The 25,053-nt window shown below is 59.6% G+C and carries 27 protein-coding genes; 18 read left to right on the top strand and 9 right to left on the bottom strand.

Features of this window, described 5'->3' with window-relative positions; genetic code table 11:
* Positions 1 to 32 precede the first annotated feature (32 nt).
* Together ACLI1M_RS08820 and ACLI1M_RS08815 are read left to right on the top strand one after the other, a co-directional pair.
* Complete coding sequence (locus tag ACLI1M_RS08820) at positions 33 to 248, top strand: hypothetical protein (protein ID WP_200288770.1); 216 nt, start codon at positions 33 to 35, stop codon at positions 246 to 248.
* A gap of 63 nt (positions 249 to 311) precedes the next feature.
* Positions 312 to 458 carry a hypothetical protein gene (locus ACLI1M_RS08815; RefSeq protein ID WP_411706515.1) on the top strand — a complete coding sequence of 49 codons (147 nt, stop codon included), beginning with the start codon at positions 312 to 314 and terminating at the stop codon, positions 456 to 458.
* A 50-nt stretch (positions 459 to 508) separates the two neighbouring features.
* Here ACLI1M_RS08815 and malQ read toward each other — a convergent pair whose 3' ends face one another.
* A complete protein-coding gene (gene malQ, locus ACLI1M_RS08810) occupies positions 509 to 2,632 on the bottom strand; it encodes a 4-alpha-glucanotransferase (protein WP_239207881.1) in 2,124 nt (707 codons plus the stop codon).
* 94 nt (positions 2,633 to 2,726) lie between these two features.
* Here malQ and ACLI1M_RS08805 point away from each other — a divergent pair, with 94 nt between their 5' ends.
* The 3 genes from ACLI1M_RS08805 (at position 2,727) to ACLI1M_RS08795 (ending at position 7,369) form a co-directional block, all read left to right on the top strand.
* Complete coding sequence (locus ACLI1M_RS08805) at positions 2,727 to 4,559, top strand: AMP-dependent synthetase/ligase (RefSeq protein WP_239207880.1); 1,833 nt, start codon at positions 2,727 to 2,729, stop codon at positions 4,557 to 4,559.
* A 251-nt stretch (positions 4,560 to 4,810) separates the two neighbouring features.
* Positions 4,811 to 5,491, top strand: a complete 681-nt coding sequence (locus ACLI1M_RS08800; RefSeq protein WP_086588326.1) for a hypothetical protein — start codon at positions 4,811 to 4,813, stop codon at positions 5,489 to 5,491.
* A gap of 366 nt (positions 5,492 to 5,857) precedes the next feature.
* Entirely contained in the window at positions 5,858 to 7,369 is a 1,512-nt protein-coding gene (locus ACLI1M_RS08795) for a hypothetical protein (RefSeq protein ID WP_408918505.1), read from the top strand.
* A gap of 241 nt (positions 7,370 to 7,610) precedes the next feature.
* Here the strand turns inward: ACLI1M_RS08795 and ACLI1M_RS08790 are convergent, their stop codons facing one another.
* The 3 genes from ACLI1M_RS08790 to ACLI1M_RS08780 form a co-directional block, all read right to left on the bottom strand.
* Positions 7,611 to 8,483: a hypothetical protein gene (locus tag ACLI1M_RS08790; protein ID WP_411706514.1), complete on the bottom strand. Its 873-nt coding sequence runs from the start codon at positions 8,481 to 8,483 to the stop codon at positions 7,611 to 7,613.
* A gap of 219 nt (positions 8,484 to 8,702) precedes the next feature.
* A complete protein-coding gene (locus tag ACLI1M_RS08785; protein ID WP_284798752.1) occupies positions 8,703 to 9,761 on the bottom strand; it encodes a CNNM domain-containing protein in 1,059 nt (352 codons plus the stop codon).
* On the bottom strand, positions 9,761 to 11,155 hold the full coding sequence (locus ACLI1M_RS08780; protein ID WP_239207877.1) for a hemolysin family protein: 1,395 nt from the start codon (positions 11,153 to 11,155) through the stop codon (positions 9,761 to 9,763). Before ACLI1M_RS08780 ends, ACLI1M_RS08785 begins: the two co-directional genes overlap by 1 nt.
* Positions 11,156 to 11,302: 147 nt before the next feature.
* Between ACLI1M_RS08780 and hemW the strand changes: the two genes are divergently transcribed.
* From hemW to ACLI1M_RS08740, 8 genes are all read left to right on the top strand, one after another.
* Positions 11,303 to 12,442: a radical SAM family heme chaperone HemW gene (hemW, locus tag ACLI1M_RS08775; RefSeq protein WP_200288777.1), complete on the top strand. Its 1,140-nt coding sequence runs from the start codon at positions 11,303 to 11,305 to the stop codon at positions 12,440 to 12,442.
* 59 nt (positions 12,443 to 12,501) lie between these two features.
* On the top strand, positions 12,502 to 13,551 hold the full coding sequence (gene hrcA / locus ACLI1M_RS08770) for a heat-inducible transcriptional repressor HrcA (protein WP_200288778.1): 1,050 nt from the start codon (positions 12,502 to 12,504) through the stop codon (positions 13,549 to 13,551).
* 69 nt (positions 13,552 to 13,620) lie between these two features.
* A complete protein-coding gene (gene dnaJ, locus ACLI1M_RS08765; protein ID WP_200288779.1) occupies positions 13,621 to 14,772 on the top strand; it encodes a molecular chaperone DnaJ in 1,152 nt (383 codons plus the stop codon).
* Positions 14,772 to 15,533, top strand: coding sequence for a 16S rRNA (uracil(1498)-N(3))-methyltransferase (locus ACLI1M_RS08760; protein WP_200288780.1), 762 nt, complete (start codon positions 14,772 to 14,774; stop codon positions 15,531 to 15,533). Before dnaJ ends, ACLI1M_RS08760 begins: the two co-directional genes overlap by 1 nt.
* A 23-nt stretch (positions 15,534 to 15,556) precedes the next feature.
* Positions 15,557 to 16,537 (top strand): PhoH family protein, encoded by a 981-nt coding sequence (locus ACLI1M_RS08755; RefSeq protein ID WP_411706513.1) that lies wholly within the window; start codon positions 15,557 to 15,559, stop codon positions 16,535 to 16,537.
* Positions 16,534 to 17,151: an rRNA maturation RNase YbeY gene (gene ybeY, locus ACLI1M_RS08750; protein WP_200288782.1), complete on the top strand. Its 618-nt coding sequence runs from the start codon at positions 16,534 to 16,536 to the stop codon at positions 17,149 to 17,151. The genes ACLI1M_RS08755 and ybeY overlap by 4 nt, the downstream gene beginning before the upstream one ends.
* A 51-nt stretch (positions 17,152 to 17,202) precedes the next feature.
* A complete protein-coding gene (pdxY, locus tag ACLI1M_RS08745) occupies positions 17,203 to 18,051 on the top strand; it encodes a pyridoxal kinase PdxY (RefSeq protein WP_200288783.1) in 849 nt (282 codons plus the stop codon).
* 276 nt (positions 18,052 to 18,327) lie between these two features.
* Complete coding sequence (locus tag ACLI1M_RS08740) at positions 18,328 to 19,344, top strand: formamidase (protein WP_200288784.1); 1,017 nt, start codon at positions 18,328 to 18,330, stop codon at positions 19,342 to 19,344.
* Between the two features lie 84 nt (positions 19,345 to 19,428).
* Here ACLI1M_RS08740 and ACLI1M_RS08735 read toward each other — a convergent pair whose 3' ends face one another.
* Positions 19,429 to 19,809, bottom strand: coding sequence for a hypothetical protein (locus ACLI1M_RS08735; RefSeq protein ID WP_200288785.1), 381 nt, complete (start codon positions 19,807 to 19,809; stop codon positions 19,429 to 19,431).
* On the opposite strand from ACLI1M_RS08735, the gene ACLI1M_RS08730 reads away from it, so the two are divergent.
* The 4 genes from ACLI1M_RS08730 to ACLI1M_RS08715 all read left to right on the top strand — a co-directional run bounded on the left by ACLI1M_RS08730 (position 19,808) and on the right by ACLI1M_RS08715 (position 22,663).
* Complete coding sequence (locus tag ACLI1M_RS08730) at positions 19,808 to 19,954, top strand: hypothetical protein (RefSeq protein WP_234288166.1); 147 nt, start codon at positions 19,808 to 19,810, stop codon at positions 19,952 to 19,954. The genes ACLI1M_RS08735 and ACLI1M_RS08730 overlap by 2 nt on opposite strands.
* Before the next feature lie 182 nt (positions 19,955 to 20,136).
* Positions 20,137 to 21,174, top strand: a complete 1,038-nt coding sequence (gene era / locus ACLI1M_RS08725; protein WP_200288786.1) for a GTPase Era — start codon at positions 20,137 to 20,139, stop codon at positions 21,172 to 21,174.
* A gap of 6 nt (positions 21,175 to 21,180) precedes the next feature.
* Positions 21,181 to 21,897 carry a DNA repair protein RecO gene (gene recO, locus ACLI1M_RS08720; protein WP_049361567.1) on the top strand — a complete coding sequence of 239 codons (717 nt, stop codon included), beginning with the start codon at positions 21,181 to 21,183 and terminating at the stop codon, positions 21,895 to 21,897.
* 10 nt (positions 21,898 to 21,907) lie between these two features.
* Entirely contained in the window at positions 21,908 to 22,663 is a 756-nt protein-coding gene (locus tag ACLI1M_RS08715; protein WP_200288787.1) for an isoprenyl transferase, read from the top strand.
* A gap of 24 nt (positions 22,664 to 22,687) precedes the next feature.
* On the opposite strand, the gene ACLI1M_RS08710 is transcribed toward ACLI1M_RS08715, so the two are convergent.
* Together ACLI1M_RS08710 and ACLI1M_RS08705 are read right to left on the bottom strand one after the other, a co-directional pair.
* The gene (locus ACLI1M_RS08710) at positions 22,688 to 22,882 is read right to left on the bottom strand and encodes a helix-turn-helix transcriptional regulator (protein WP_239205122.1); all 195 of its coding nucleotides are present in this window, start codon (positions 22,880 to 22,882) and stop codon (positions 22,688 to 22,690) included.
* A gap of 3 nt (positions 22,883 to 22,885) precedes the next feature.
* Positions 22,886 to 23,353, bottom strand: coding sequence for a hypothetical protein (locus ACLI1M_RS08705; RefSeq protein WP_234288167.1), 468 nt, complete (start codon positions 23,351 to 23,353; stop codon positions 22,886 to 22,888).
* 120 nt (positions 23,354 to 23,473) lie between these two features.
* Here ACLI1M_RS08705 and ACLI1M_RS08700 point away from each other — a divergent pair, with 120 nt between their 5' ends.
* Positions 23,474 to 24,136, top strand: coding sequence for a CPBP family intramembrane glutamic endopeptidase (locus tag ACLI1M_RS08700; RefSeq protein WP_200288790.1), 663 nt, complete (start codon positions 23,474 to 23,476; stop codon positions 24,134 to 24,136).
* A 110-nt stretch (positions 24,137 to 24,246) separates the two neighbouring features.
* Here ACLI1M_RS08700 and ACLI1M_RS08695 read toward each other — a convergent pair whose 3' ends face one another.
* Positions 24,247 to 24,666, bottom strand: coding sequence for a Fur family transcriptional regulator (locus tag ACLI1M_RS08695; RefSeq protein ID WP_049361563.1), 420 nt, complete (start codon positions 24,664 to 24,666; stop codon positions 24,247 to 24,249).
* A gap of 70 nt (positions 24,667 to 24,736) precedes the next feature.
* A complete protein-coding gene (locus tag ACLI1M_RS08690) occupies positions 24,737 to 25,027 on the bottom strand; it encodes an ArsR/SmtB family transcription factor (RefSeq protein ID WP_200288791.1) in 291 nt (96 codons plus the stop codon).
* Positions 25,028 to 25,053: the final 26 nt, after the last annotated feature.

Raw genomic sequence — 25,053 nt, 5'->3', positions numbered from 1 at the left:
CAGACTACCGCGAGCAAGTAGGATAAGTAGCCATGGAGTGGTTGACGAGCTTGGGCAGCACGCTATCGCAATTGTTGGTGCAGGCGCCCGTGTGGATTCAAATGGTCATCGTGGTGGCCATCGCCGTGCCGCTCATGGTGGTCGTAGCGTGGTGCCTGATGTGGGTGGTCGACTACATAGCCAACCGAGGCAAACGCATGATTTCCCAGCAACGCAGCCACAGCACTAAAATAGACCACCATGGCTGAGGAAAATAACGAGCGCGCACGGCAAGAGCGCGCCGAGCTGCGCGCTAACCCCCGCGAGGGCCTTTGGGACAGTCTTCTACCTCGGCGGCCACGCCTGGTGCACAGCCCGTTAAACGCAAGCGCGCTCTGCCCAAATCCCGTGTCACGCTCACGTTGTGGACGATGATCGCGCTGGTGATAGTCGTCGCACTGATCGGCCTGTGGACCTAAACCTGCTCCACCCCGCACCAGCGCCTAGGCCCGGCGTTAGGCCTTCCGCTTTATGCTTTCCGGCTGGTGGCCTCTAAGCGCTGGAAGAATTCCAGACTAGGAAGATCCTCAATGAGCAGGGGAGCGCCGTTGGTATCACATAGCGGCACGCACCAATTGGGATAAAGATCGTGCGTGGTACCCGGCTGATTTTGTGCGCGCACATCACCCACCATGTCCACCAAGCTGGTGCACGCAAGAGCCGAAGGTGTACCTACGATATAGCGATGCAGCGCTTCGCTTATATCCTCCTCCGCGCCGCGAGAAGCGCGCTCTGCCGGATCTACGAGGTAATCGCGCTGTGGCAAGAGGCCACGGTCCGCCACGGTTGCGAGTACGCGGGCCTGCCACTCGATGTCATCGCGCTGCTCTTCTTCCACCGAGCGGGTAAGCACGCCTAGGTGCGCGCGTAGCGAAATATGATCGCCGCGCAGGTAGGCCAAGGTGGGCGGCAGATCATGCGTATTGACTGAGGACAGCGCCAGCTGGCGGTATTTCTCCTGCGGCAGCGGGGAGTAGTCATCATCGTCGCGTTCAAACCACACGATGGACGTACCCAGCACCGCCTTCTGAGCGAGCACATCTTGTACCCACGGCTCTACGGTGCCGAGGTCTTCACCAATGACCACGGCACCAGCGCGTTGCGCCTCCAGAGCCAAGATGCCCACCATGGCCTCAAAATCATAAGAGACATACGTGCCCGTCAGCGGGCTGGCCATGCGCGGGATCCAGTACAGGCGGAAAAGCCCTAAGATGTGGTCCACACGCACACCGCCGGCATGGCGCAGCACGGTGGAGAGCATCTCCCTCCACGGGGCGTAGCCGGCGGTGGCCAAGCGCTGCGGGTGCCACGGCGGCTGCGACCAATCCTGGCCTTGCTGGTTATAGTCATCCGGCGGGGCACCCACCGAGCACTGCGGTGCCAAGTATTCGGTGAGATTTACCGCATCGGCGCCACCTGGGTGCACGCCCACCGCCAGGTCAGTGACCAGGCCCAGGCGCATGCCGGCATCGAGCGCACGCTGCTGCGCGGCGGCTAGCTGCTCATCGCAGAGGAACTGCAACCAGGAATAAAAACGCGTGAGCTTGTCCATATCCAAGCCCTCGGCATGGCGCTGGCCCGATTGCGCCGCGGCATCGCGCTGCGCGCACCAGGCAGCGAAATCGCGCAGCCCGCGGCCCTCTTCGCGGGCATAGCTTACGAAAGCCTCTTCGCGCTCCGGAGTGGGCTGGTAATTAAAAAGCTCGCGCAGCACCTGCAGCTTGGCTTCAAAAATGGTGTCGCGCTCAATTTCATCTGCGCTGCGGTTGCGCTGGCGAAACTCTTCGGCCAGTTCGCGCACATCATCTTGTAAGTCCTCCGGCAACAGCTTGAGCTCCGGGATGGATTCGATGTGCAGGTAGAGCGGGTTGATAAAACGCCGCGTGGTGGGAAGATAGGGAGAATCCTCAATCGGCGGTAGCGGCTCGGCTGCATGCAGCGGGTTGACCAGCAAAAAATCCGCATGCGGGGCGAGTGTTTCAGCCAGCTGCCCCAAATCCTGGAAATCACCTATTCCCCAAGAAGACTCCGAGCGCACCGAATAAAGCTGCGCCATCACGCCGCTAATCGGGTGCTCGACAAACTCATCGGCCGTGGTGAGGTGCGCCGGGGTGATAATCAGCGAGCAGGCATGCTTGCCGATGCCCTCTGACTCCAGCACCAGCTCGTGGTAGCCCAGCGGCAGATCGCCAGGGATATGGAAGCTGGCCTCGCCCCATAGCGTGCCATCGACGTCTGCGTCTGGGGCGTCGTTGCGATCTTGGTAGACCTCGCGGGTGCCGCCTTCTTCCAATTCGATGTGTACGTTGGCGGTGTCGCCGGCATGTACATGCACAACGAACCCGCGCTCCTGACCCTGGGGTGCGACGACGCAGTGGGGAAGGGGCTGGGAGGAGCGGGTGAGGTAGTCGTCGTAAAGCAGCTGCGTCAGGGCTGCATCGTCTGGGTTATCTTCGATGGCCACGCCCAAGGCGCGCAGGGTATAGGTAATAGTGTCTTCAGCAACGTGGACGGGGAAACCAGACTGGGAGGCATAGCTGGTGGCCACGCCGTGGCGCTGAGCGAGTTCTTCAAGCAAGTCGCGGGTAGTCACAGGCCACATTGTGCCACGGGGACAACGCGCCTGCTGGGAAACAGATTGGTACAGTAGGCGGAGATTAATAAATAGCTGTTCGAAAGGACACCGCGTGACCCTGCAAGAAGTGCATACCCCGGCGCAATTTACTATCGAGCCGGGCGAAACCTGCCTGACCGCCCTGATGGACACCGCGAAGAAGCGTCCGCACGGCGTCATGTTTACCCGCCCAGCAAATTACGAGTGGGTCAATGTAACGGGCAAAGAATTCATCGATGAGGTCTTTGAAGTAGCCCAAGGGCTTATCGCCCTTGGCGTGCAGCAGGGGGACCGCGTCGCTCTCATCTCTGCTACCCGCTATGAGTGGTCCCTTTTGGATTTTGCCATCTGGGCCGCGGGAGCCGCCTCCGTGCCGGTCTACCCATCTTCCTCCGCCTCCCAGGTGCGTTGGATTATTGAGGACTCCGGCGCAGTGCTGGCCATTACAGAAACCCGCGAGCACTCCGAACTGGTAGAAAACCTGGTTTTGCAAGAAGATGGCGAGCCCAACCTCAAGGGCTCTCCTTCGCAGCTGCGCCGCGTATTGGAAATCAACTCCTCTGCCATTGACACCCTCAAGTTCGAGGGCCGCGGCGTGGCCGCGGAGGAGGTCTACGCCCGCATCAAGGCCACTTCCACCGATGACCTGGCCTCCCTGGTTTATACCTCGGGTACCACCGGCCGCCCCAAGGGCTGCATCCTCACCCACCGCAATTGGCTGGCCCAGACCCGCGGCCTGTGCACCAATCCCATTGGTATCTTTGCCGTCCCGGGCAGCCATACCTTGACCTTCCTGCCACTGGCGCACGTCTTTGCCCGCGCGGTATCCATTGCGGTGGCCATGCGCGGTGCCTCCCAGAACCACTGGTCGGACTTTTCCACCATTTCCATCGAGTTCGCCCGCTCCCGCCCGAACGTCATTTTGGGTGTGCCGCGCGTCTTTGAAAAGGTGCGCAATTCTGCCGCTGCTAAGGCCGCCGATTCTGCCATCAAGACCCTGCTCTTTGAGCAGTCCGAAAAGGTCGCCATCGAATACTCCAAGGCTTTGGACAAGCCGGAGGGGCCAGATCGCCTGCTGAAGGCCAAGCACAAGGTCTTTGACAAGCTGGTCTATTCCACCATCCGTAAGGGCGTGGGCGGCAACGTGAACTACTGCATTACCGGCGGCTCCGCCATGGGCCACGACCTGCTGCACTGGTACCGCGGCATCGGTATCCCGGTCTATGAGGGCTACGGCCTCACCGAGGTTGCCGCCGCGGCCGCGGTGGACTTTGTGGACCAGTCCATCGGCACCGTCGGCCCGCCCATGGGCGGCGTAACCTTCCGCATTAACGATGAAGGCGAAATCTGCATCAAGGGCGATATCGTCTTCCACGGTTACTGGAATAACCCGGAGGCAACGGCCGAAGCCCTCGAGGATGGTTGGTACAACACCGGTGACTTGGGTGAGATTGATGAGGACGGCAAGCTCGTTATCACCGGCCGCAAGAAGGATCTGATTGTTACGGCCGGCGGCAAGAATGTTTCGCCCGGCCCGATGGAGGATATCCTGCGCGGCCACCCGCTTATCTCCCAGGCCATGGTGGTAGGCGATGGTAAGCCCTTCGTGGGAGTGCTGCTGACGCTGGATCCGGATATTTTGAAGCGTTGGAAGCTGGACCACAATATTCCGGAAAATCGCTCTATGCGAGAGCTGGCCACCGATCCCACCCTGCGCGCGGAGCTGCAGGATGCCATCAACCAGGTCAATGCCACCGTCTCCCACGCGGAGGGCATCAAGAAGTTCTACATCCTTGAGTCTGACCTTACTGAGGAAGAAAATGAGCTGACCCCCACCATGAAGGTCAAGCGCAACGTGGTAGCGCAGCGTTATGCTGCGGCCATTGAGCATTTGTACAAGCGCTAGTCTGCGCGATGGGTACACCCGAGGACATGTCCTCGGGTGTTTCTTTTTGCCCTGCTTGGCGACGCCCCTTGTGCAGCTCAACCCGCCGCCCTCTGCTCTGGGCGGTCGAACCTGCCATAAACCTGTGAATGGCTTCGGAGTGTCGCGCGCCCGTGGCGGCGGATCTCGCATAGAGTCGTGAAGCGTTACAGCAAACCTCAACCTCTACTAGAGGTTAGAAATGGGACCGTGGAAGGAGTGGCTCGAAGCCAATGCACAAAATCGCCGCCGAGCTGCGCCACCGCGAGCTTACGCAAGAGATTTATAATATCGGCGACGAAGTCGCAGAATATCTCGAGCACCTCATTGAAGCCATCGAGGATTGGGACGAAGAGCTGTGCATGGATTGCCTGGCCGAGCTAGGCGATATCGTCGAAGATGCTCGCGTTGACTCCGGCCGCTGCGTGGGCGAGCTGATGGGCCTGCGCCAAGCTTTGGTTTCCGGCGTGCGCTCCGGCACGATTTCCGCCGCTTCTTCCGGTGTGAACGACGTGGAAGAGCCGGAACAACTCACCCCGCGCCTGCTGGATGAACGATTCCCCATCTCCAAGCCCATCGTGGTGCACGAGCTGGCCCAGTCCCTGCGTTACCGTACCCAGGCCGTGGCGGATTACCTGCGCGAGGTAGTCGAGTACGTGCTTGCGCAAACCGACGCCGTGGCCCGCAACCTCGACATGGTCTCCCTGCCGCACCTGTACAAGCGCACCGGCGAGTCTGCTCTCATTGCAGTCCAAGCGTGGAAGCACACGGTGCTTGATACCCACCCCGCCTATGTGCGCACGATGCGAGGGCATAACCCGCCGCAGTTCTTGGAGGAGCGTGCCCGCGTAGCGGCGGTGGTGGAAAAGGTTCGCGCTAAGCGTGAAGCGGCTCGCCGGGCTACTACTGCATAAATTATTGAGGCTTCCTTGTTTTAGACAAGGGGATGTTCACGGCCACCGAGATTCCCTCTCTCGGTGGCCGTTGAAGTTTCCAGTGGATTTATGCGTGGATTTCCGGAGGGATCTGCCCCAATTCGGGTAGAAATTTAGGAGAATTTTAGGTTAACAGCCGTTTCAGATGGTCCACGTTATGCCTGTTCAGCTGATTAGATCCTGTAGCCAGCGATGTTGTTGCCAGGTCACCCTTAAAATTTAAGTAGAAAATACTCTTAGAGCGCTGTAGGGTATTTTCCGTCCACGCGAACGCCGTGCCCTAGCATCATCTACACGCGGCGCGCGCAATTAAATTCTTCAACCATATCTACAGGGAGTCAAACCATGGGCGCACGCCGAACTTCTCGCCTCATTGCCAGCGCAGTGGCCGTAGCCACCTTCTCTTCCATTACCGTTGTTCCTACCGCCGTCGCTGCCGAGGACACTACCTTCGTCGAAGAAAAGACCACCGACGATACCGTAAGCCTCAATGGCATCGAATTCGATGAAGAAGGCAACCTGCTCGAGGAAAACAACGCCGGTGATAAGGCGATGAAAGAACTCGACGCGGAAGACGATGCCGCCGATTCCATCACCCCATATGCTGTAGATGGTGCTGAGGAAGCCACCGAGACTCCGGCCCCCGAGAAGCCTGCAAAGCCGACCTCTCTTGATGAGCTCGCACAGACCGAGGCCTCCAATGACGACGTGAACGTCAAGGTGGTTAAAGACGAAAAGAAGGACCAGCTGGTCTGTGAGGTGACTGATGCCCCTGAAAAGGAAGGCAACCTGCTCGACCTCAAGCTTGCCCTAGCTAAGGCGTTCTACGATGGCGGCGAGAAGATTATCAAGACCGTCTGGGAAATCATTCCGGTAGTCGGTGACCTGGTTCCGGCCGATTTCATCGATAAGATTTCCGGTAAGACCTGGGATGGCATTGCCAAGCTGGTCAAGGAAGGCGAGAAGGACAAGACCGTTACCTGGGACCTTTCCCGTGCCCAGGGCATGGCCATCGGACGTATCGATAATGCCGATGCCGATGTTGATATGAATAACCCGGATGCCGCAAAGAAGACCGTATCCGGCCTGCTCAAGTTCGCAGACGGTACCTTTGGCAAGGGAACCAAGGTTATCTTGAAGCTCTTTAATGCAGCCGTTACCATCGCTGGCTTGGTTCCAGGTGCGAACGTCGCTGGCGACCTGAAGCTGAGCAAGGATCAGCAGAAGAGCATCGAAGACTCCCTGAACAATATCTCTACGGCGGCCTCCGACCTGGCAGCCGTCAACGCTCCGGCCGGCCAGCTGTGCTCCGATATGCTCAACGGCAAGAAGACCAAGGATCAGCCTGCTGAGGTCGATCCTTCCGAGGAACCTTCCTCCGAGGAAACCACTCCTGAGGAGTCCACCGAGCCTTCTACCAGCGAGGCTGTCGTTGTTCCCGGCAAGGATGGCCAGGATGGCGTAGATGGCCAGGACGGCCGCGACGGCCGCGACGGTCGCGACGGTCGCGACGGTCGCGATGGTAAGGACGGCGAGAACGGCCGCGACGGTCGCGATGGCCAGGACGGCGAGAACGGCCGCGACGGTCGCGATGGCAAGGACGGCCGCGACGGTGAAGATGGCCAGGACGGCAAGGACGGCCGCGACGGTCGCGACGGCCGTGACGGACGCGATGGTCGCGACGGTATCAACGGCAAGGATGGCAAGGACGCGGACCTATCTTCCGTGGCCGGCTTCTCCTTCCTTGCAGCCCTGGTAGGTGGCGGCACGGTACTGGGCATTCTGTCTGCCGTTGACTACCTCTACACCCATGGCATGCTGCCGAAGAACAGCGTCCCATGGCGCATCAACCAGTAAGACCATTCTCTTAGGTCTTTAGCTGGAATCGGTAAAGCCTCCACGAGCATGTTCTCGGGGAGGCTCTTTCGATTTGTAGTCACTGTTGCGTCGCATCCCGAGAAATATTCTCACACCCTCCCTTCGCGCTCACCGGCGCGGCAGATTTCGTCGCGAAAGTGCTGCCGGTGAGCGCGAATGGCAGGGGAGGGAAAGATAGGGGAGAGGAAGTCAGATGTGGCGGCAGGTAGAAACCGCGGACTTAAGCGGAACGGGCGGCCTTCTGCCCAGCGGAGACGGTGGCGGTAAGGTCGGACAGAAAACGGTCGGGGTGGTCGACGAGCTGTCTCGGGGAATAACAAAGGACGGTGAATCCCGCCTTTCGTAGGAGCTGGTGACGCTCGCGTAGGTGGGGCAGCGCCTTCGCAGAGACGATGTCAACGAGATAGGCGTTGTTGATACACAGAGCGGTCGTGATGTCGGGAAGAGCTTTGAACTGTGCTTTGAAGAAAATAGGCCACGGGAAATCAGCCTCAATGATAAGGGCGCGGGCAAAGGACTCATATGGAGAACGGGAAAGCTCAGAGGCATGGTGGATCACAGCGCGGACGATGCGGCTATTGCGTACTCTTCCCATGCGGGCGAATTCTTGAGTGAGTTCTTCCCGGCTTACTCCGGCGCGTAGTGCCGAGTCGGCGGCGATGAGGCCATCGCGAAAGCCGTGGTAGCGGGCGATATCGATAACCGTGCGGGCTTTGGAAACACAGCGGGTGCCGTCCACGAGGACAGGTTCAGGCAGGGAAGCCTTGCGGTAGATGCGCTCGGGGCGGCGGCGGTCTTTGTGGGGGAGCGTATTGGTGGGAAGTGCCATCTCAATCTGTTCCTCGGCCGTGGCGATGACCCACAGGCCATGTACTCGGGCGGCGGATTTGGAGATGAGTACTGCGGTATAGGCGCTGCGAGCGGCGGCGATGGCGCGCAGGCGCAGTTGGGACGGGAAATCGAGGCAATGATAGTGATCGCGCCGGACAGCGATGCGCGGTGCGAGCTTAAGGTAGGTGCCGTTTTTCAGGTCGGCCCAAAAGGTGGGGTGGTTAGCGCGGATGGAATCGATATTGGTCAGTGGTGTTGTCATGCCTTTAAGCAAAGGACACGCTTCTGGCCGGCGCGAGGAAGTAACGGCCGGGCTTGTGGATAACGAGGAGGCTGAGATGGTCAAGTGCTCAAAGTGGCTGCTGGGGTAAGCAGGGGCGAACTTGTCCACAAGGTGGAGAGGCTGCACTTGCGCGAGGGCGGGAAATAGGAAAGCCCGCGCCGGCAAAAAGGGGCGGGCGCGGGCGGGGACGAGCGGGACTTAGACGGCCGGGGGAGGGGTGACCTTGTCTAGCTGCTCGGTAATCTGCGGCCACAGCTGGCCCATGATGTCATCCCAGGTAAGGATCCACACGGCATTGTCCTTATCGGCCTTACCCACCATGACGAGCTGCTCGTTGCGGGCCCGCATATGGTCCAAGGTCTTTTGCACGGTAGTAGAAGAAGACACGGACAGGGCAGGGCGGGAGAACTCGAGGACCGGGGTCTCCGGAGCTGCCAGCAAGGTATCGCGCACGTGGACTACGCGGGGAACGCGGGAGTCCTTAGGAAAGACCAGTACGCGCATGATGTTCTTGCGCACGACGAGGTCCTGGAGATCGTCCACGGTGGCGTCGGAAGGCAGGGGCACTACCTCGGAGCCATGGGCGCGGGCCATGGCGCCAACGGTGGAGTTTTCCAACTCGATGACATCGGAAATCTGGTTGGCGGAGTCATCATCCAATGCGCCGGTTTCGCGGGAATGCTCGACCAAGGTACGCAGGGTCTCGGCGTCGTAGCCGGCTGCACCGGCACGATCGACGGGCTCTTCGCCAGCTATGGCCACGAGCTTATTGGCCATGACATTGATCCATTTCAGCAGCGGGCGGAAGATCCACACGAAGCCGCGCGCGGGTACCGCGATGACCTGCAGTGCGGTTTCTGGGTGGGCGATCGCCCAAGATTTCGGCGCCATCTCACCCAGCACTAAGTGAAGGAAGGTGACGATGAAGAGGGCGAGGATAAAGCTAGCGACATCGGCAATGCCCAGTGGTAGGCCTGCAGCTTCGAGCGGGGCCATGAGCAGGTGGTGGACCCACGGTTTGGTCACGGCACCCAGCACGAAGGTAGCGGCGGTAATGCCCAGCTGCGCGCCGGCAAGCATGATGGTCAGTTCATTGAGCGAGCGCAGGCCGGCCCGGGCAGTACGGGAATTTTCCGCATACTCTTCCAAACGGTGACGGCGAGCGCCCATCAAGGAGAACTCGATAATCACAAAGAAGCCGGAAGCGGCGATGATAAGTAGGGTAACGAGGAGGTTAAACCACCAAGATTCGGTCATTATGCATCCTCCTTCTCGTCGTCATCATCGGACTGGTCGGGGTAATCCTCCACCAGCTCGATGGCAAGGACGGAGGGCACGTGGCGGTCCACCTCTTGCACGCGCAGGCGGATAGAGCGCACGGGCGCCTCATCGTGGTCCACCCAATCATCGGGCTCGGCCTCGAGCTGAATGGCGTGTTCCTCACCGACCTCTGGCAACGCGCCGGAGTGGGCGATGACGAGGCCAGCGACGGTTTCGAAGTCGCCCTCAGGCAGGTCGTGGCCGATGGCCCGCTCGATTTCATCAATGGGCGTATCGCCATCTACCACCCAGTGGGAATCGTCCTGCTCCGTGATTTCCTCGGTTTCTTCGATATCGTGCTCATCGGTGACATCACCCAAGATTTCCTCGGCCAAGTCCTCCATGGTCACGATGCCCACAAAGCCACCGTATTCATCGATAACACAGGCCATCTTCTGGTCGCTATCGCGCAGCTCCTCTACCACATCCGGCAGCGGCATCAGCTCAGGAACCACGACGGGTTCCTGCATGATGCTGGTGGCCTTGGTGGCGGCGGGAAGGTCGCTTCCCAGGACGTCGATAAGATGCACCACGCCCACCGGGTTATGTTCGTCATCGATGACGGGGTAGCGGGTGTGATCGGACGACATCATCTCGCGAACCTCACCAAGGGTGGTGTCCGGGTCAATGACGTCCACGCGGGAGCGCGGGATCATGGCATGCTCTACGTCGTGCTCAGGGAAATCCAGCAGGCGGTCGAGCACCATATAAGTATTCTCATCCAGATCGCCGGCCTCATGGGAGGAATCCACGATGGATTCCAAGTCATCGGCGGTGGCGGAGGAGTCCACGTCTTCTACCGGTTCAATGCCAAAAACCTTGAGGATGGCATTGGAAGAGTACTCAAAGAAGTGGATGAGCCAGCCGAATAGCCGCAGGTAAAGCTGCGTGGAGGAGGCCAGCCAGCGCGCCGTCTTCATAGGGGCGGCGATGGTGTAGTTCTTGGGGAAAAGCTCCGCGAAGAGCATGGTTGCAATCGTGGAGATGAAAAGCGCCAGGATGGTGCCCACGGTAATAGACACTGCGCTCGGCACACCAACGCCGCCGAGCAGGACGCCCAGTCCTTGGCCCACGAGCGGCTCGGCCACATAGCCGATGAGCAGGCCGGTAATAGTAATGCCGAGCTGCGCGCCGGAGAGCATGAAGGAGGTCTGCTGGGTAATAGCCAGCGCGCGCTGCGCCGTCTTATCCCCCTCAGCAGCCTGGGACCGCAGCTGTGTGCGGTCCACGGACATAAAAGAAAATTCCTGGGCCACGAAGTATGCATTCGCGACGATGATGAGGCCGATGACTACAAATCCGGCCAGGATCATCAAAATAGCCGATAACATGATTTACTCCCCACCGCCTAGAAGGAGGTAGGGACATCGACTGGGAGGTTCCACTGAGGGTGCCTTTCTACTTGGGAAGATGCAAACATACTACATGCTTAACCCCCCTTTCGGCCATTTTGTTCCCGCCCTATTAGGGTTTTATCCATGACTGAACCCTTCGGGCTGTATATCCACGTTCCTTTCTGTGCCACTCGTTGCGGGTATTGCGATTTCAACACCTATACCCCAGGAGAGCTCGGCAGCCCGCGCGATCTCACCGGGCCTTATCTGGATGCCTTGGACCGCGAGCTGGAGTTGGCGGCCGCGCGCGTAGGCCGCCCGGCCGAGACCGTCTTCATTGGCGGCGGCACGCCTTCTTTGCTGGGCGGGCAGGGGCTGACCCGGATCCTCAACACCGTCCGCTCCACCTTCGGCTTGGCGCCCGGAGCGGAGGTCACCACCGAATCCAACCCGGAGTCCACCTCACCGGAGTATTTCGCCCAGCTTGCCGACGCCGGCTATACCCGCATCAGCCTCGGCATGCAGTCCGCTTCCCCCGGCGTTCTCCAAGTCCTAGAACGCGCCCATACCCCTGGACGCGCCTTCGCCGCCGCTCGCGAGGCTCGCGCCGCCGGCTTCGAGCACGTCAACCTGGACATGATTTATGGCACGCCCACCGAAACGGATGACAATGTGCGCGAAACACTAGACCGCGTGCTGGAGACCGGCGTGGACCACGTCAGCGCTTACTCGCTCATCGTCGAAGACGGCACCCGCATGGCTCGTAAGGTCAACAAAGGCATCTTGCCCGCCCCTGATGAGGACGTGCTGGCCCGGCGCTACGAGATGATTTCTTCCACCCTCGAAGCGGAAGGATTTGAGTGGTACGAGGTCTCCAATTGGTCCAAGCCTGGTGGCGAGTGCGAGCACAACCGCATCTACTGGGTAGATGGCAATTGGTGGGGCGCAGGCCCCGGCGCCCACTCGCACTTAGGCAACGAGCGTTTCTTTAACGTCAAGCACCCCTCGCGCTATATCGACGCCCTTGGCCGCGGTGAGCTGCCCATTAAGGAAACCGAAGCGCTCACTGAGGCCGACCGCCACATGGAAAAGGTTATGCTTGGCCTGCGCCTGCGCGAAGGTATCCCGGAGGCTTGGATCGATACCCATGCCACTCCCGCCCTCGAGCGCTTCATAGGCCGCGGCCTGCTCGAGCGCGCCGGCGAACGCGTACGCATCACTAAGCCCGGCCGCTTGCTGGCCGATGGCATCATCACCGATCTCCTCGTCGCTGAAGAAACCTAATCTTCGTCCCGTCTACACTCGAAAGCACGTGAAAGAGCCAAGCGAATAGGAGCGACATAGTGTCTACCTCAACCGATGCCCGCCGCAAGGAAGTCCTGCGCGCCATCGTGGCGGACTATATTGCCTCCCAAGAACCGGTCGGTTCTAAAACGCTGCTGGAGCGCTACCAGTTAGGTGTTTCTTCGGCCACGATCCGCAATGATATGGCCGTGCTGGAATCCCAGGGCCTTATCGCCCAACAGCACGCCAGCTCCGGCCGCGTGCCCACCCAGCAGGGCTACCGCCATTTTGTCGACTCCCTCCATGAGGTCAAGCCGCTTTCGACCCCGGAGCGCCGCGCGATGCTCAGTTTTTTGGAAGGCGGCGTGGACTTGGAAGACGTGCTGCGTCGCTCGGTGCAGCTATTGGCGCAGGTGACAAAGCAGGCGGCCGTCGTCCAGCTGCCCAACCTTAAGGTCTCGCGCGTAAAGCACTGCGAGGTTGTGGCGCTGTCCCCAGTGCGCCTGCTGCTGGTGCTTATTACCGATAACGGCCGCGTGGACCAGCGCAACGTGGAGCTCGATGAAATCATTGACCAGGATCAGACCTTCCGCCTGCGTGACATCGTCAATAGTGCGCTGGTAGGCAAGACGCTTAGCGACGCCTCCGTGGAACTTGCCCACCTCGTCGACGAGGCTCCCTTGGATATCCGCCACCATGTGCTCAAGGTGGCCACCACGCTCATCGAGACCCTAGTGGAGCAGCCCTCCGACCGGCTGATTATGGCCGGTGCCTCCAACCTGACGCGCGTGGCCCGCGAGTTCCCAGAAGGTTTACCCAAGATTATTGAGGCGTTGGAAGAACAGGTCGTCGTCCTCAAGCTGCTTGCCCGTGTGCCGGATCTAGGCAACGTCTCCGTGGTCATCGGCGAGGAAAACGAAGAAGACCAGTTGCGCCAAGCCTCCGTTGTGGCCACGGGCTATGGTCTCGGCACCGGCGATGAGGTGGCCACGCTCGGCGGCCTTGGCGTGGTGGGGCCTACCTTTATGGATTACTCGGGAACAATCTCTAAGGTCTCTGCCGTTGCACGGTATGTGAGCGAAATTTTGGCCGGCGAGCAGTGCGAGTAAACTAGCTGGCCGCGCATTATTTTTTCAAGTTAACCCCAACAAGACGAATTAGAAGGAATATCTCTTACAGTGGCTCGTGACTATTACGGCATCCTCGGTGTTGATAAAAACGCAACTGACCAGGAGATTAAGAAGGCCTACCGCAAAATGGCCCGCAAGTATCACCCGGATCTAAACCCGGATGATGAAACCGCGGCTGAGAAGTTCCGCGATGCCGCGCTGGCTCAGGAGGTCCTACTGGATCCGCAAAAGCGCCAGATCGTGGACATGGGCGGCGACCCCATGGAACAAGGCGGCGGTGGCGCCGGTGCGGGTGGATTTGGCGGCTTCGGTGGCGGCGGCCTGGGCGATATCTTCGCCGAGTTCTTTGGCGGCGGTGCTGGCGGCTCCCGCGGCCCGAAGTCCCGCGTCCAACCGGGCAATGATGCCCTGCTGCGCACTCGCATTACCTTGGAAGAGGCCTATACCGGCTTGAAGAAGAAGGTCACCGTGGATACCGCCGTGCTGTGTGATACCTGCGGCGGCACCGGCTCTGAGTCCAAGTCCAAGCCGGTTACCTGCGATAATTGCAATGGCATGGGCGAAATCCAGGAGATGCAGCGCAGCTTCTTGGGCAACGTGATGACCACCCGCCCGTGCCCGAAGTGCCAGGGCTTTGGCGAGGTCATCACCGATCCATGCAACCACTGCGCCGGCGACGGCCGCGTGAAGAAGCGTCGCGATATTACCGTTAATATCCCGGCCGGCATCAACGACGGCATGCGCATCCGCATGGCGTCCCAGGGCGAGGTCGGCCACGGCGGCGGCCCAGCCGGTGACCTCTATGTTGAGGTCCACACGGAGGAGCACCCCGTCTTCCAGCGCAACGCCGATGATTTGAACCTCACCGTGCGCGTGCCGATGATTGACGCCGCCTTGGGCACCAACTTCACCATCGACCAGCTCAATGGCGAAGAGCTCACGATCGATATCGAACCGGGCACCCAGCCGGGTGAGTCCATCAAGGTCGACGGTGCCGGCATGCCGCGCCTGCGCACCGATGGCTTTGGCAACCTCTTTGCCCACGTGGACGTCGTCGTGCCAAAGGACCTGGACCGCAAGACCCGCGAGTCCCTGGAGAAGATTCGCAACTCCCGCGACGAGGGCGCGCGCGTGCGCACCACCGGCGACGGTCAAGAGGAATCCTTCTTCAGCCGCATCCGCGATAAGTTCCGCCGCTAATGTCGCTCCCCGTCTTCATCCACCCGGACCTTTCCGCCGCGCGCACCGGCGAGGCCTTCAGCCTCTCTGGCCCGGAGGCCCGCCACGCCGTGACGGTCAAGCGCATGGGGGAGGGCGAGCGCCTCGAGCTTATCGACGGCACCGGTATCCGCCTCACCCTCACCATCACCGCCGCCACGGGCAAGGACTCCCTAGAGGGCATGGTTGAGTCCATCGTCACCACGCCTGAGCCCACCCCGCGGGTGACCGTGGTGCAGGCCATCCCGAAGTCCGAGCGTGCCGAGCTCGCCGTGGATCTGGCCACCCAAGCCGGCGCCGATGAGATTATCGCCTGGCAGGCAGACCGCTGCGTGGCCAAATGGGACGGCAAGAAGGCACCAAAAGCGGTGGCCAAGTGGCAGGCGGCCGCAGATTCTGCGGCCAAGCAATCCCGCCGCGCCCGCATCCCCCAGGTGCGCGGCCCGCTGACCACCCCGCAGCTCGTCCAAGAACTCAGCCGCGACCGTGCCGCCGGTGATGCGGCGGCTGCACCCACCGTGCTTGTCCTGCATGAAGAAGCCACCGCCTCCATCAAGGATGTCACGCTCGCAGACGATGTCGTTCTGCTCGTCGGCCCCGAGGGCGGCATCGGTGACGCCGAGCTCGATCGCCTCAAGGAGGCCGGCGCCACGCCTATCAAGCTCGGCCCGGAGGTGCTGCGCACAGCCAGCGCGGCAATGGTGGCGCTGGCGGCAATCGGCATGCGCACCCAGCGGTGGTAGCCGGCGCTGGTAGCCTAAAGCACGTGCCTATCATCACGAAGAAATGTGAGCTAGATTCCGCCTACGTCAGCATCGTGCTGGGTAGCGCGGACGATAACTTGCGCGTGCTCAATAACCGCCTGGATGCGGACCTTTTTGCCCGCGGCAATGTCGTTACTATCACCGGTCCCGATTATGAGGTGGCCCGCGCCGCGAAGATCCTTGACGAGCTCGAAGCCATCGCCCGCCGTGGCCACGCCGTATCCACCGATACGGTCAAGCACACGATGGACATGGTGGCGGTAGAGGCGCCGCAGTCGGTTTCGGCGGCGCTGGCGGCGGACATCGTCAAGCGCCGTGGCAAGGCCGTCCGCCCAAAGACGGTGGGCCAGTCCGAATACGTGCAGGCCATCGACGATAATACGGTGGTCTTTGGTATCGGCCCGGCCGGTTCCGGCAAGACCTACCTCGCGGTAGCCAAGGCGGTGCAGGCTCTGCAAACCAAGCAGGTCTCGCGCATTATTCTCACCCGCCCGGCTGTAGAGGCAGGGGAGAAGCTGGGCTTTTTGCCGGGCACGCTCAATGACAAGATTGATCCGTACCTGCGCCCGCTATACGACGCCCTGCGGGACATGCTCGATCCAGAGATGATCCCTAAGCTCATGGAGGCCGGCATCATCGAGGTCGCTCCGTTGGCCTATATGCGCGGCCGCACATTGAACGATGCGTTTGTCATCCTTGATGAGGCCCAAAACACCACGCCCGCGCAGATGAAGATGTTCCTCACCCGCCTGGGCTTTGGCTCCAAGATCGTGGTCACCGGCGACGTCTCCCAGGTGGATCTCCCGCATGCCCAGGTCTCCGGCCTGCGCATCGTGCGCCGCATCCTGCGCAACGTGGAGGATATTCACTTTGCGGACTTGGGAGCGAAAGACGTGGTGCGCCACCAGCTGGTCGGGCGCATCGTCAATGCCTATGAGACCTTTGATAATAAGAAAGCCGCAGAATACGAGGGAATGGAATGAGTATCGAGTTTCTCAATGAATCCGGCTTCGAGGGCGTCAACGAGGAGATGCTGATTGACGTCGCTTCTTATGCCTTCGGCGCCATGGACATCAACCCCGATGCCGAGTGCACAATTACCTGCGTGGATTTGAAGACCATCGAGGATCTCCACGTGCGCTGGATGGACCTGGAAGGCCCTACCGATGTCATGAGCTTCCCCATGGATGAGCTCACCCCCGGTGCGATTGCTGGTGGCGGCCGCCCGGATGCCGCCGATCCAGGCCCGGCCATGTTGGGCGATATTGTGTTGTGCCCCGAATTCGCATTGCGCCAGGCCGATGCCGCTGGGCACTCCCTAGGTCACGAGCTTGCCCTGCTTACGGTCCACGGCTGCCTGCACCTGCTGGGCTATGACCACTCCACTCCGGCCGAGGAAAAGGAAATGTTCGGCCGCCAAAACGAGCTGCTTGCGGATTGGTACGACGATGTGGCCGATCGTGGCGTGGCTTATCAGCCCAAGCCTTCCGGGCCGAAGGCTTTTCCCGATGCCGCCGAACGCGCCAACCTGGACAAGCAGGTTCCCGGTGGGGGAATACCTGCGGTGGGAGAACCACAAGATCGCCCGGAAGAATAATTTTTCGCTTTCTTTTGTGAGCGCGTGCGCCGCATAGCACAATGGAAACCTATGACTATCCTTTCCATCCAGTCCCACGTCACCTACGGCCACGTTGGCAACTCTGCGGCCGTCTTTCCTCTGCAGCGCGCCGGCCATGAAGTATGGCCGGTCCACACGGTGAATTTCTCCAACCACACTGGCTACGGTGACTGGGGCGGGCCGATGATTCCGGCCAGCGATGTCACCTCCATTATCGATGGCATTGAAAAGCGCGGTGCCTTCCCACAGATTGACGCCATTCTGTCTGGCTACCAGGGCGGCGCCGACATTGCCGACGCCATCGTGGAAACCGTCCGCCGCATTAAGGCCGCTAACCCCAAGGCGCTTTACGCCTGCGATCCTGTAATGGGCAATGCTAAGTCCGGTTGCTTTGTCTCCGATGAGATCCCGCCGCTGCTGCGTGACCGCGTTGTGCCCGTTGCCGATATCATCACCCCCAACCAATTTGAGCTGGGCTACCTCACCGATTCCGAGGTCGGTACCCTCGATCAGACCCTCGCCGCGGTGAAGAAGGCGCAGGAAATCGGTCCAAAGACCGTTCTGGTTACCTCCGTCAAGCGTCCCGAAACTCCAGAGGGCCAGATTGAGATGCTCGCCGTTGACGGCGACCGCGCCTTCCTAGTGTCCACGCCACTATTGCCGTTTAAGCGTAACGGCTCCGGCGATGTCACCGCCGCCTTGTTTACCGGCCACTACACCGAGACCAGCGACGTTAAGGAGTCCTTGCGCCGCACCGCCTCCTCTGTCTACGACCTGCTGGAAAACACCTATGAGGCCGAGACTGCTGAGCTTCAGCTCATCCAGTCTCAGGATGTATTCGCACACCCGCGCATGCAGTTCCACGCGGAGGAGCTTTAGGCCTGGGCAATCTCTACGGAAAGCCCATTGTTGCGGACCCTATCCAGTGAGAGGTTAGGTTGCCTAGCGCAGCACTGCGGCGTAATGCCACGCTAGGTCTAGCTTGATTTGGCCGAGCTGAGGATGCAGCCTCAGCTCGGCTTTCTTTATCTGCTCCTTGTATTACTTTCCGAGTCTCTCATATGAGACACCCACGCCTGCTTAAAAGTGGTATGGCGCACCATGCCCTATTAATATGGCGGCAGTCACGTTCTCATCAAGTAGAAGGAGCTCACCATGTCTAGTACCGGAAGCATCAGCGCCTCTCCCGACGGCCTTTTGATGGCACTCATTCAGTACCCCGTCCCCGTGGTTAACACCCCAGAGGACGTCCAAGCCAGCGTGGATGAAATCTGCCGCATGGTTGCCTCCACCAAGGCGGGCTACCCAGATCTCGATCTCATTGTCTTCCCGGAATATTCTTCCTCCGGTCTCAACACCAAGATTTGGTCCTATGATGAATTCCTCATTGGTCTCGATGATCCCAAGGTAGATCAGTTCAAGCAGGCTTGTAAGGAAAATGACGTTTGGGGCGTCTTCTCCATCATGGAGCCCAACCATGAGGAAGGAAAGCCGCCATTTAATACCGCCATCATCATCAACTCCGATGGCGAAATTGCGCTGCACTACCGCAAGCTCCAGCCATGGACTCCTATCGAACCGTGGTACCCAGGCGATTTGGGTATGCCGGTATGTGACGGTCCCAAGGGTTCCAAGCTCGCCGTGAATATCTGCCACGATGGCATGTTCCCCGAGCTGGCACGCGAGGCCGCTTATAAGGGCGCCAATGTCTATATCCGCATTTCTGGCTACTCCACGCAGACCCAGGATCAGTGGATCATGACCAATAAGACCAATGCCTTCCAGAACCTCATGTTCACTGCTTCGGTGAACCTGGCTGGCTATGACAACACCTTCTACTACTTCGGTGAGGGCAACGTCTGCAACTACGATGGCCACATGATTTCTGAGGGTCACCGCAACCCCGGTGAAATCGTCACCGCCGAAATCTTCCCAGAATTGGCCGATAAGGCTCGCATCAACTGGGGCCTTGAAAACAACATCTTCAACCTGGGTAACCGCGGCTACGTTGGCTACCCCGGCGGCAAGACCGAAAACTATCTCACCTGGGTCGAGGACTTGGCCAAGGGCGAATACAAGCTCCCGTGGGCTGACGACGTCCGCATCAAGGACGGCTGGAAGTACTACCCGGACGGCCCGCAGCTTGGACCGCTGCCGGACGAGTTTAAGTAAGCTTCACTAATTTAGCGGCAAGCCCTGCACCCGTTTCGACGGGCGCAGGGCCTTGGTGTTGTCCAGCGTGCGGTCTTTTTGCTGCTAATACTCGTCGCCTTCTACCGCACCTGTATCGGCATCGGCTGGCGTATCTAACACTGCGTCAGACTCTGGTGTGTATCCGGCATCTACGTCGCCATAGTCATTAAGCGAATCTGAAGGCGGAAGGCCTCCATTGCACAGCTCGGCCCATTCTTCGGGGTACTTATATTGTCCGCCTGGACCACCGCAGACTTCTTCAGCCCGAACAGCTCTTTGTAGCTCTGGAGTGTTGCAGAGCTCAGTTGGGTGCCAAGAGCCATCGGAAAAATGGCCAAACGCGCCTAGCCCGTCATCGCAATACAGCAACTCTGGCTCCGCAGCTGCAGCCTCGGCCTGGGTCTCTGGCTCTGCAGCAACGCTATTTGCAGGTTCTTCAGGCATGCTCTCTTCGCCGCTGCTGGTAGCAGCAGAAGAGGCCGTACTCGAAGAGCTGGTGGCGGACGAAGAAGAGGTCGTCGCAGAGGTAGTGCTCGTCTCTGCTGATGGCTCGGAATCGGGGAGGAGCAGGCGGAGAGGAAGAGGGTAAGAGCAGCGCTCAAAATGAGCGCAGGAGAGGTGCGGGGCATGGAGGAGCCTTTCCGGGGAGGCAGCACGGTTTGTGCTGGGGAGAAGAGGTTTCTCCATAGATTAGCCCTATTCTGTACCGCTGGTAGAAATTGGCTGTGAACTAATCGGAGATTTTGGCTCTGTGGGCTATTATTGCGGGTAATGAGTTCTGATTTTGATGCACAGTTTGATGCGGCATTCGAGGGTCTTCCAGAAGACCCCGATGATGCCGTGCCGGAAGGCGCCGAGAATGCGGCCGCCCCGCTTGACTATTCGCAGTACACCGACACCCCGGAAGGATTCCGTTCCGGCTTCGTGTCCTTTGTCGGCCGCCCGAATACCGGTAAATCGACGCTGACCAATGCCCTGGTAGGTCAGAAGATTGCGATTACGGCTGACCAGCCGGAGACCACCCGCCACACCATCCGTGGCTTGGTACACCGCGAAGATGCCCAAGTAATCGTCGTGGATACGCCGGGCCTACACCGCCCGCGCACCCTGTTGGGTGAGCGCCTCAATGAGGTAGTCAAGGATACCTACGCCGATGTGGATGTCATTGGCCTGACCATCCCGGCCGATGAGAAGATTGGCCCGGGTGACCGCTGGATCCTGGACAACGTGCGCTCCATTGCGCCGAAGACGCCGATCATCGGCATCGTCACCAAACTGGATAAAGCCAGCAAAGACCAGGTAGGCGCACAGCTTTTGGCCCTGCACGAGCTACTTTCCCAAGATGACCCGAATGCGGTAGTCATCCCGGTGTCCTCCAAGGAAGGTGTACAGCTTGATGAGCTCGTGCAGGTCATCGTGGATCACCTGCCAGAAGGCCCGAAGTTCTACCCAGATGATCACATCACCGATGAAGGCCAGGAAAAGCGCATCGAGGAACTCATTCGTGAGGCTGCATTATCCGGCTTGAAGGCGGAGCTGCCGCACTCGGTGGCGGTGCAGGTGGATGAGATGTTGCCATCGCGCACCCGTGAGGGTGTGCTGGATATCCACGCCATTTTGTATTTGGAGCGGCCTGGCCAAAAGCGCATTATCGAAGGCAAGGATGGCCTGCGCTTCCGCCGCATTGTGGGCAATGCCCGCAAGGAGATCATCGAGTTGCTGGGCCAGAACGTATACCTAGACTTGCGCATTAAAGTGCTGAAAAATTGGCAGTCTGACCCGAAGTCGCTGGGTAGGCTCGGGTTTTAAACCACTATGCGCGAGAACTATCGTGACCGCGCAGTGGTCATCCGCACCTACGATTTTGGTGAGGCCGATCGCGTCATTGTCCTACTCACCCGCGATCACGGCCTCGTGCGCGCGGTGGCCAAGGGCGTGCGCCGTGCCAAGTCGCGCTTTGGCTCGCGCCTGCAGCTCTTCGTTAACCTTGATGTTCAGCTGTACGTGGGCAAGAACCTAGCCACCATTTCCCAAGCGGATACGGTGGATTACTTTGGCGCGCGCCTCATCGAGGACTATGAGCGTTACACGGCGGCCTGCGCGGTGCTGGAGTCAGCCGAGCGCCTGGCTTTTGCCGACGCAGCCCATGACCCCTACCTCTACGAATCCGTCACCGCGACCTTGGAGCGGCTGCAAACTGCGGACCCAACCATGACTCTGGATGCCTTCTTGCTGCAGGCGATGGCGCATGCCGGTTGGGCGCCGAGCCTTTTCAACTGTGCCCAGTGCAACCGGCCCGGCCCGCACCACGCCTTTCACCCGGCAGTCGGCGGGGCGGCGTGCCACGAATGCCGGCCGCCGGGTGCAGCCGAGGTGGATCCGGAAACGCTGCATCACCTGTGGCTTTTAGCGCATAACTACCCGACGAATCCCACGAATGCGCAAAAGCAGGAGGGGCATCGCCTAGCGCGGGCGCACCTGCAGTGGCACATGGAGCGCAATGTTTCCGCATTGCAGGTAATGGAGCAGTAGAATATAGCCCGTGATTACGCCAGACCCGAACCGCACTTTGACCCCGCCGAATATCCCGGATGAGTTCATGCCGCGCCATATTGCGCTGGTTATGGACGGCAATGGCCGCTGGGCCCAAGAGAAGGGCATGAAGCGCACCGAGGGGCATAGGCGCGGCGAAGCCGTGCTTCTTGACGTCGTCGATGCCTGCCTGGCCGCCGGCGTTCCTTATCTTTCGGCATATGCCTTCTCTACGGAGAATTGGCGCCGCAGCCCCGAGGAGGTCCGCTTCCTTATGGGCTTTAACCGCGATGTGCTGCGCCGCCAGCGTGAGTGGCTCAATGAGCGCGGTGTGCGCGTGGTGTGGGCTGGGCGCCGCCCGCGCCTATGGCGCTCGGTTATTAAGGAGCTCGAGGCTGCCCAGGAACTGACCAAGGATAACACCAAGATGACCTTGGCCATGTGCGTGAACTACGGCGGTAGGGCAGAGCTGGTGGATGGTTTCCGGGACATCGCCAAGCAAGTTGCAGCCGGCGAGCTCAACCCGCGCGATATTAAGGAAGAAACCATAGCGCAGCATCTCTATGATCCGGGCATGCCGGATGTGGATCTCTTCCTGCGCCCGTCCGGGGAGAAGCGCACATCTAACTTCCTACTGTGGCAGTCGGCTTATGCGGAGATGATTTACCAGGATAAGCTCTTCCCAGATTTCACCCCGGAGGATCTCTTCGCCGCCATCGAGGAATACGCGCGGCGCGACCGCCGCTTCGGTGGCGTTAAGAAGTAACGCGCAGCACCAAAGTGGTGTGCTTTATACCTCGGGGATAAAGATGTCCTCGATTCGGCAGGAAAAGTGGCGCGCGATCTGAAATGCGAGGGGGAGCGAAGGATCGTAGCGCCCCTTTTCAATACTGATGACCGTTTGGCGCGATACGCCTAGCTCCGTGGCTAAGCCCTGCTGGGAGAGACCTTGGCTCTCGCGAATCTCTTTAAGCCGGTTGTCCATGGCTTAGCTTGCCGCCCGCTTGTGGGCAAAGTAGCTAATGCCAAAGGTGCCGGTCACAAAGACTCCCAAGATGATAGTGAGCAGGGTGCCCGAAACGTGGAAATCCCAAAAAGAGGAGGCGATGCCAAGTCCGCCGATGCCAAAGAGCATGGCGTGCAGGGTGTTTTCGGAGGCTTGCGAATACCAATGGGATTCGATGGAATTTTCCGGATCGGGTGTTGCCCCACGGATGGTGTCTCGATCCACCATGAATCCCCAGCTAGCCGCCGTAGCTACAGGAAATAGGCACAGTGCGTACACAGCAAACGCTAGTAGCGGTGAATCATCGTGTACGAAAGCGGCCACGATGGCACCGGCGGCTGCAGCAAGGCCCGCGCCTGCTGCAACGGATAGTGTGATGAGCTTGGTTTGGGTGCCGCCAAACTTGGGGCGGCCAAAGCGGGTGGTCTGCAAGGAAGCCTCTTCTAACAAGTGATTGTAAAGCGTGCTTGACGCCCACTATATGTCAAGCATCCTTTACTGTAAAGGGTGCTTTACTGTCCCGGGTAAATTCATTCTTAAGGATGATTGACGGCCTTTTAGGGTAAAAGCATGGCAGAAGACGACATCAGGCTAAAAGACGCACTAATCGGAATAGTGGCAATCATCTCAATGGATGTCCTATTGGTAGTGACAGTTTTTGCCATGCTGAAGACCGGTTTGACCACGGGTGGGCTCGGTGTAGTTCTGCCTGCTGCACTTGTTATTTCAGTGGTAGTGCCGACTGTTGCGTTGGTGTATTACCTCAAGCGTCGGGGAATTAGTCTCGGCTTTGTTCCCTTAGGTCGACGTGGTTGGCACTTATTGTGGCAAGTTCCTCTCGCCATTTTTGTAGCGGGAGTCGCTGCCGCGATTGTGGGGCCGCTGTTGGGGCTATCGCCCTCGGAAAGTACATCTGCAGCAGATGGACGCGGTGTCATGGTGGTCGTTTCTTTGGCCTCCTATCTTTTGCTGGCACCGCTGGTGGAAGAAATTGTGTTTCGCCGCCTGCTGATGGGGTATCTAGATCGCAGCGTCCCAGCGTTTGCCAGCGTGATCCTCAGCTCTTTGCTATTTGGTCTCGTCCATATTGCGCCGCCGGTCATGGTGTATGCGACGTTTCTAGGAATGGGGTGCGCGCTTGTAACCCGCTTCCACAATTCGCTGCGCGCAGGCTTTATTGTGCACTTGGTCAATAATGTGGTCGTGCAGTTGATTGCGGTCTCGGCGCTATAGTCTTGGCGTGGAAGGCCCTGCCACAGTCGGGCCGCGCAAGAAAACCCCAGGCTCCGGAGTGGAGACTGGGGCTAGGGGAGGAGCGGCTTCACTAGGCGGAGTGGGGATGCTTAGGCGGAAGCGGCGCAGTTGCTGCAGATGCCAAAGACCTCGGCATCGTGGCCGGTGAGCTCGAAGCCGTACTCCTTGGCCACGGAGGTCGCCCACTTTTCAATGGGGCCGCCGTCGATTTCCTCGGTGCGGCCACACTTGGTGCATACCAAGTGGTGGTGATGGGCGTCGGTCTCGCAATGGCGGTAGAGGGTTTCGCCATTGGGCATGTGGAGCGCGTCCACTGCATCGATATCGGTTAGGGACTGCAGGGTGCGGTACACGGTTGTCAGACCCACCTTTTCCTCCCGCTCCTGAAGTTCGTGATAGATCTCCTTGGCGGAGGCGAATTTCTCCATATCCCGCAGCACCTCGACGACTGCGGTGCGCTGCTTGGTATTGCGCGCTCCTAGTTTGGGAATACTGTCGTGTAAAGCCATGACCTTTATATTATCAATTCTTTTTCAACAACTGCATAGTCAGGCGGCTTTATATGCAAGGAGGGGAGGGCTAGGAGGCGATCCTGGCGGCGTCGGCAAGCAAGTCCAATACCTGCGGCGCAATGAGTGAGTAGGTCACCTCGCGCCCGCTGCGCTCGGAGTCAACAATGCCCGCTTGCTTGAGAACGCGCAGGTGCTGGCTAATGAGCGGCTGAGACTTGCCGGTGGCTTTGACGATCTCGTGTACAAAGTGATCGCGTTCGGCCAGGCGGGAGATGATGGCGATGCGTAGGGGCGAATCGAGGGCAGCGATCACGCCGGCGGCCGCAGAACTATTAATCGCCGTATCAGTGGTCGTCATAGGGAATGTCACTTTCAATTAAATAC

Source organism: Corynebacterium sp. LaCa54, assembly GCF_046717495.1.
Lineage (GTDB): Bacteria > Actinomycetota > Actinomycetes > Mycobacteriales > Mycobacteriaceae > Corynebacterium > Corynebacterium kefirresidentii.
The sequence above is the reverse complement of the archived record's forward strand: the minus strand, read 5'-3'. Positions and strand labels throughout refer to the sequence as shown.